This is a genomic window from Empedobacter sp. UBA5987, from assembly GCF_002429865.1.
GTDB lineage: Bacteria > Bacteroidota > Bacteroidia > Flavobacteriales > Weeksellaceae > Empedobacter > Empedobacter falsenii_B.
On sequence record NZ_DJBB01000038.1, the window covers coordinates 1 to 6,736 of the forward strand.

A 6,736-nucleotide genomic window follows, 5' to 3' on the forward strand; every position below is an offset into this window, starting at 1 on the left:
GAATGATTTGTTGTAGTGTTCGTTCAATAACTTTTCGACATCAGACATTTTGTAGTAGATTTTGTTGCCTACTTGACAGAATGAAACCTTTCCTTCATTTCTCCACGTTTGAGCAGTTCGTTTTGAGATTTTCATTAGCATTAGAAACTCTTGGTTATCCATAAATGTTTCTTGTTTAGCTGCTAATGCTTTGTTTAATTTTTTAGTGATTTCCTCTAATTGGAATACGATCGCATCGTATTGATCCTTTGTTAAAATGATTGCTTCCATTTTCTAATTTGTTTAAGATTATGGAACAAATGAAGTACAGAAAAAAAAGTCCGTTAGTCCTGAAATGGTCTTGTCAGGACCATATCTTTTTGAATGGCTGATAGATAAAGACTTTTGATTTTTGAGGTTGAACGTATGAACAGGACTTTTATGACCAAAAAAAAATCCTAACTGGGATAGTTAGGATTGCGAATATTATAGTAATTTATCTACATCAATTCGTTTTGCGTTATTCGGTCGTTTTTCTTCTCGTGATGGTGTGAGTATGGTTTTGACCGTTTCAATACTTACTTTATTTCCGTCTTTGTCTACAAAAGAATAAACAATCATTTTAGAAATCTCGTTTACATTTCCATCTAAATAATTTTTACCATTAATAAACAACTCTCTGTTTAATTGGTAAAATATGTCTACCAACTGATTGACGTTTCCATTGAATTGTAGTTTGTTGTAATTGCATTTTTCTTCTTTAACCACTTGTAATTCTTCCGTTAATGTTCTGATGTGTTGTAAGTGGTCAATTTTTTTGTTGCATTGCACTGAATATTCTGGAAGCTTTGGATTGATAAAATGAATGTTAGCTTGTTCGTATTCGTATTTCTCATCAGTTAAGAAAAAGATCTGATCGCAATAATCCTCCATCTGTTCCAAATTTTTCTGCGTTTTATAAAAAGAAAAATATCGTTCTTCTGAATCTGCATTGATGTATCTTGGTGCAGGTCTTTCTTCGTCTTTAATCTCTATTGGTTTATATAAACCTAATCGAATTATTTCTTATGAAGTATAAATTTTCATTAAACGAGTTTTATTTCTTCCTTTTTCAAACAGAAATTCATTTACTGAAACTAACTTTTCAAACTTATTAATCCAATGTAGCTTATCTTTTGCATATAAAAGTTGATGTTTGATAAAATCAGCAATTTCAGAATGAGAAATCTCAAATATTTTGTCAATTAATGCTTGACAATACCCGTCATTTGTAAGAGGTTGAACCTCTATAATATCAAATTCTTCTGACTTTACATTGTGTAAAGCAACTTGTGTAAACTCTTTGAATTGTACAGTTTCTTTTATCAAATACTTCATCATAAATTAAGTTTTAGCAATTAACCTTTTATAGTGTAATTTGAAGTAAATTAATACATTACAAAGATAAAATGTGTCGTTAAAGATATTTAAAACTTCCTTATTCGATGTATTGCTCTATTCTTTATAATATATGCTTTTCAACCACAAACTAGCTTTTACTAAAAGGATTAATACAGGAACTTCGACTAACGGACCAATAACTCCTACAAAAGCTTGTGGCGAGTGAATACCAAATATCGCAATAGAAACTGCAATGGCCAATTCGAAGTTATTACCTGTTGCTGTAAATGAAATAGATGCATTTTTATCATAAGGAACCTTCATTGCTTTATTGATAAAGAAACTGATGAAGAACATCAGTGCAAAATAGATCACTAATGGGATTGCTACTTTGATTACGTCTAAAGGTAATTCAAGTATTTTATCTCCTTTTAAACTAAACATTACCACAATAGTAAATAATAATGCATAGAGTGTTATGGGAGAAATTTTGGGTACGAATACACGATTGTACCATTCTATACCTTTCTTTTTAATTAGCGTGTATCTCGTGATAAAACCTATTAAAAATGGGATACCTAAATAGATCAATACACTTTGGGTTACTTCTATCATTGAAACCGAAACATTAAAATTAGCTAAGCCTAATTTACTTGGTAATATGTTAATGAATAACCAAACTAAAAAACTGTAACTTAAGACTTGGAAAATACTATTCAATGCGACTAACATCGCTGTGTATTCTCTATTAGCCTTCGCTAAATCGCTCCAAACGATCACCATTGCAATACATCGAGCTAAACCAATTAGTATTAATCCAGACATATAATCCGGTTCGTCATGAAGAAATAGAACTGCCAAACCAAACATTAAAACTGTACCAATTATCCAGTTTAGGATTAAGGATATACCAATTACTTTTTTGTTTTTGAGTGCTTTTGGTAATAAAGCATAATCTACTTTGGCTAAAGGTGGAAACATCATAATAATTAAACCTAATGCCAAAGGAATATTAGTTGTACCCACACTTAAACTTTCAACCCAAAAAGGCATATTAGGAAATACATATCCAATCGTTACCCCTGCTATCATTGCAAAAAATATCCATAAGGTTAGGTATCTATCAAGGAATTTTAGTTTTGATTGCATCGTTTATTTAGTGATTTGTGAAAATATGTACATCATTTCGGTTGCTATTTCGGTACTTCGTTGTTTGTAAACTTCGGTTTGTTCGGCTGTACCATCCGATATTTTAGGATCTTCGTAAGTAATGGGAATTCGCTTTTCAGCACCGGAAATAAAAGGGCAACCTTCATCTGCTTGGGAACAAGTTAGAATCGCTGCGAAATTTGAAATAGGATTGAAAGCATCATTATATTTCTTAGAAAAACCGATAATTGGTAAACAATTTTCATCAAATTTTATGGCGTAAATAGGATTTATACTATCTGCAATTTTTAGAATTTGTAAGCCTTGATTTTCTAATGTTTCTGCTACTTTAGGAAACAAAGCTGTTTCTTGTGTACCACCTGAATAACAGTGTACATTATCTATATTATAGAATGATGCTGAAGTTTGCGCCCAAACCTGTGATAAATGACTTCTTCGAGAATTGTGTGTACAAATAAAATTAAGGTTTACCGGTTTTTTACTATTTACCTTTCCTTGAATGTAATCTATTAAAGGTTGTAAAATGTTTTTGCGATCATTACTGATATTTTCAAAATGAAATTGCTCTACAGTTTTTAATATTGTTGAGTACATATTTTTAATTAATTTTTAAGTGTTTAGATAAAAAATCTTGAATTTCTAAAATTGTTTGTTTTGCGGTTCTGTTTACCCCAATTAAAGTTGCAGATGCATAACCTGTCCAATTACCATAGCCTACAAACCATAAACCTTCAATATCTAAAGACTTAGTTTCATTGGTTTTTGCAATACCTTTTTCATCTAGTTGTATTAGTGATTTTAGGAATGTAGTATCGTAACCGAAGCCTGTACACCAAATAATTGCATCAAAATCTTCTTGTTCGCCGTTATCCCAAATTACTCCTTTGTCGTAAAACTCACGGAATGTACCACTAGAAATTAACACTCCTCTTTCACGAGCTTCTTTTACAGGTGGAACCATAACAATACTGGCTAAATTGTAATTTGATGCATCAAATGTTTTTCCTTCTAATTCTGCTTTATATCTTGCGTTGGCAATTTTAAACAGATAATAGCCGTCCACTTCATCGGGTAGAAATTCAGGTGTTTTTTTTGTTGACCATTTTACTGTCGTATTTTTTGATACTTCAGCAACAATTTGAGCACCAGAATTACCTTCTCCAACAACCAATGTTTTTAAACCATTAAAATCTTCGGGGTTTTTATATTTACTTGAATGTATTTGAACACCTTTGTAATTTTCTATTCCCTTTAAATTCGGAATGAAAGGATTTCCCCACGTTCCTGTAGCAGAAATAACTGTTTTGGTTTTAAAAAAACTTTCTTGCGTGTGAACTTGAAAAAAATCTCCATTTTTTTTAATTTCAACAACTTCACTATTTCTTTTCACATTAAGTTGATAATATTGCTCGTATTGTCCTAAATAATGTATAACCTCTTTTTTTGTAGGGAATTTATTTTCAGAATTTGGCATTATCAATCCAGGTAACGAGCTATAATTTGCTGGAGAAAATAGGGTTAAACTATCCCAAGTATGGAGCCAAGCCCCGCCTGAAGTATTTTGCTTATCCAAAATAATATACTTCAGTTTTGCACGTCTTAGATAATATCCACAAGCTAATGCACTTTGCCCGCCTCCAATAACTATAACATCAAATATTTCATCCATTGAATTGTTTTTATCTGATTTATGCATTCACAAATTAATACTTTTACGTTTCTATAAATTCTTATCTATATTAATACCGTTTACTGTTTGATAATCCTTGTTTATCGATTTTTACAACTCCTAAAAAATTATCATTGGTAATTGTTATAATATTTATGGTTACAATATTTAGCAACACCCCGAATTTGGTGTACAAGAAGATGATTGGATTTCTGACAATTTCACTTTTGGTTTTTCTGAAGGAATACCACAAGCATCTTCGGCTAAACAAGCTGTTTTTTTATTTTTTAAAATGAAATGTTTTCCATTAAACTCTAAATCATATTTACCAATTGTAGTCGACTGATATTCAACTTCAATCTCTGAATCTTCAATCCCTAATTTGTTTTCGGATAAGCGAATAATGTTTAATAATTTACCTGGTTTTAAACGATGTTCGTAATCGTCTGCATTCCATAGTTGAAAGTTTACTACTTTTTCGTTTCTGATGACACCACCACAATCAATAAATTTCTTTGTGATTTCTCCCACTTCTGTAACGTGGAAATGCTCTGGCACGAAAGTACCATCCTCTAATTGAAATTCAACATTTTCTAATGTTGGTAAGATTTCTTTAATTCTTGACAGTTTCATATTCTTATATTATTATTTATTAATCGTAATATTACGATGATTTATTTCAAAAAAATGCCTTAACAGCATTGATTTACTTTTACATTTTGATTGAAAAAGTTAGAAAACTCATTTTGAATTGCAGCCCAAACCTTTTGATCAATACAATAACAAACCGATTTTCCTTCGATGGAACCTTGAATAATTCCTATACTTTTTAATTCTTTTAAATGTTGAGAAATAGTGGCTTGTGCTAAACCTAATTCATCCACCAAATCTGTACAGATACACGCATTTTGCTTGATAATATGTTGAATAATAGCCACACGAGCAGGATGTCCTAATACTTTGAATAAAGTAGCTAGTTTATTTTGTTCGTCTGTAAATATTTCCGATTTAGTTGTTCCCATTAATGATTTATTATCATTGCAATATTACGATATGTTTTATAAATACTAAAATTATTTAATATTAATTATTCAATATACTGCTCTACTGCTTTATCTAATTCCTCGTTGACGATTTTTTGCATAAAAAAAATTCTGTTAAGTTTTACATCCCAACAGAATTCTATCTTATTTATATCTTAAAAATGAATTATTTAATCGTAATGGAAACGGCACTTTGCTATTAATATCTGACCGTCTTCGTACTTGTAAATTAAACGATGCTCTTCATCTATTCTACGTGACCAAAACCCTGAATATTTATGTTTTAATGGCTCTGGTTTCCCAATACCAGTAAAAGGTGTACGTGAAATATCTTTTAATAAATCATTGATACGTTTTACTTTTTTCTTATCGGTTTTTTGCCAAAATAAATAATCTTCCCAAGACTCATCTACGAAAATATATTTCATCTATTCCTCGATTAATTCTCTTTCAAAAGATTGATTGCTTTTTAACTTTTCGATGGCAGCATCTAATCTTGATTCGTTGATTCGTGAAGATAATTCATGATTTGTAGCCATTAATGAATTGTATTCTTCTAAAGACATTACAATAATACCAGAATCTTTCCCTCTGTTGATGATTAAGGTTTCAAAATTTTTTGAAACACTATCTAAATAAGATTTAATATTTTTTCTGAAATCTGAAACACTTGCTATAATCATAATCTTGTATTTTATTGTGTACAAATATATGTACAATATTTTGATTTGGAAAATCTATTTTTATACATTATTCTAAAATAATTATCTATTATTCAATAAATTGCTCTACAGCTTTATCCAATTCTTCGTTTACAATTTTAGCGTAGATTTGAGTTGTTCCGATATCGGAGTGATCTAAAAGTTTAGAAACATACTCAATACGCATACCGTTAGCTAAGGCTTGTGTTGCAAATGTATGTCGGTTTAAATGAAATGATAACGAGAACGGAAATTCTAATTCTTTACCGATTCTACGCAATTTCTGACCACATAATACATTTTTGCTACCAATTACTTTTAGTTGGTATTCGTTGGATTGTTCGAAGAAATTAGCTTCTGAAATGATTGGAAATACAAAATCATCTGGTTCGGAAGTTTCTTTTTTGTATTTGTTTAATATCTCTAAAGCAGATTGACCTACTTTGAATTGATGTGAACGTTTTGTTTTACGAATGTTTAATCTGATACGTTGTTCGTTTTCATCGTAGTTTTTCCATTGTAAGGTAACGACATAACTAAAACGTAATCCTCCGGCATAACAACTAAAAATAAACATATCTCTGAAGTAGGTATCTGTTTGACCAAATGAACTCTTGTGGTTTTTTAGCTGCTCGATTTGTTCTTTGTTTAAAAACAGTCTTGTACTCTTGTCTTTTTTGATTCTTACACTCGCAAATGGATAAGTATTTAAAGTGATGATTTCTTCACGAATAGCATCTTTAAACATTATCGCTAAAATTGAACATTTGTATTAAAACTAACATTAGTAATTT

General features: G+C 30.4%; 11 protein-coding genes. All 11 read right to left on the minus strand.

Going from position 1 to position 6,736, the window contains the following annotated elements; all coding sequences use genetic code 11:
• A partial coding sequence (locus B3J26_RS05845) for a helix-turn-helix domain-containing protein (RefSeq protein WP_291073728.1) occupies positions 1-270 on the minus strand: 270 nt, incomplete at its 3' end.
• 195 nt (positions 271-465) lie between these two features.
• A complete protein-coding gene (locus B3J26_RS05850; protein ID WP_291073730.1) occupies positions 466-912 on the minus strand; it encodes a hypothetical protein in 447 nt (148 codons plus the stop codon).
• A 132-nt stretch (positions 913-1,044) separates the two neighbouring features.
• The gene (locus tag B3J26_RS05855; protein WP_291073732.1) at positions 1,045-1,359 is read right to left on the minus strand and encodes a hypothetical protein; all 315 of its coding nucleotides are present in this window, start codon (positions 1,357-1,359) and stop codon (positions 1,045-1,047) included.
• Positions 1,360-1,473: 114 nt separating this feature from the next.
• Complete coding sequence (arsB, locus tag B3J26_RS05860; protein ID WP_291073734.1) at positions 1,474-2,508, minus strand: ACR3 family arsenite efflux transporter; 1,035 nt, start codon at positions 2,506-2,508, stop codon at positions 1,474-1,476.
• Positions 2,509-2,511: 3 nt separating this feature from the next.
• The gene (locus B3J26_RS05865; protein WP_291073737.1) at positions 2,512-3,123 is read right to left on the minus strand and encodes a low molecular weight phosphatase family protein; all 612 of its coding nucleotides are present in this window, start codon (positions 3,121-3,123) and stop codon (positions 2,512-2,514) included.
• Between the two features lie 4 nt (positions 3,124-3,127).
• The gene (locus tag B3J26_RS05870; protein ID WP_291073739.1) at positions 3,128-4,198 is read right to left on the minus strand and encodes an ArsO family NAD(P)H-dependent flavin-containing monooxygenase; all 1,071 of its coding nucleotides are present in this window, start codon (positions 4,196-4,198) and stop codon (positions 3,128-3,130) included.
• Positions 4,199-4,366: 168 nt separating this feature from the next.
• On the minus strand, positions 4,367-4,831 hold the full coding sequence (locus B3J26_RS05875) for a DUF6428 family protein (protein ID WP_291073741.1): 465 nt from the start codon (positions 4,829-4,831) through the stop codon (positions 4,367-4,369).
• Positions 4,832-4,890: 59 nt separating this feature from the next.
• Positions 4,891-5,220, minus strand: a complete 330-nt coding sequence (locus B3J26_RS05880; RefSeq protein ID WP_291060603.1) for an ArsR/SmtB family transcription factor — start codon at positions 5,218-5,220, stop codon at positions 4,891-4,893.
• A 191-nt stretch (positions 5,221-5,411) separates the two neighbouring features.
• Complete coding sequence (locus tag B3J26_RS05885) at positions 5,412-5,669, minus strand: Txe/YoeB family addiction module toxin (protein ID WP_114999210.1); 258 nt, start codon at positions 5,667-5,669, stop codon at positions 5,412-5,414.
• On the minus strand, positions 5,670-5,924 hold the full coding sequence (locus tag B3J26_RS05890) for a type II toxin-antitoxin system Phd/YefM family antitoxin (RefSeq protein ID WP_291073743.1): 255 nt from the start codon (positions 5,922-5,924) through the stop codon (positions 5,670-5,672).
• 88 nt (positions 5,925-6,012) lie between these two features.
• On the minus strand, positions 6,013-6,690 hold the full coding sequence (locus B3J26_RS05895; protein ID WP_291073745.1) for a tyrosine-type recombinase/integrase: 678 nt from the start codon (positions 6,688-6,690) through the stop codon (positions 6,013-6,015).
• Positions 6,691-6,736: the final 46 nt, after the last annotated feature.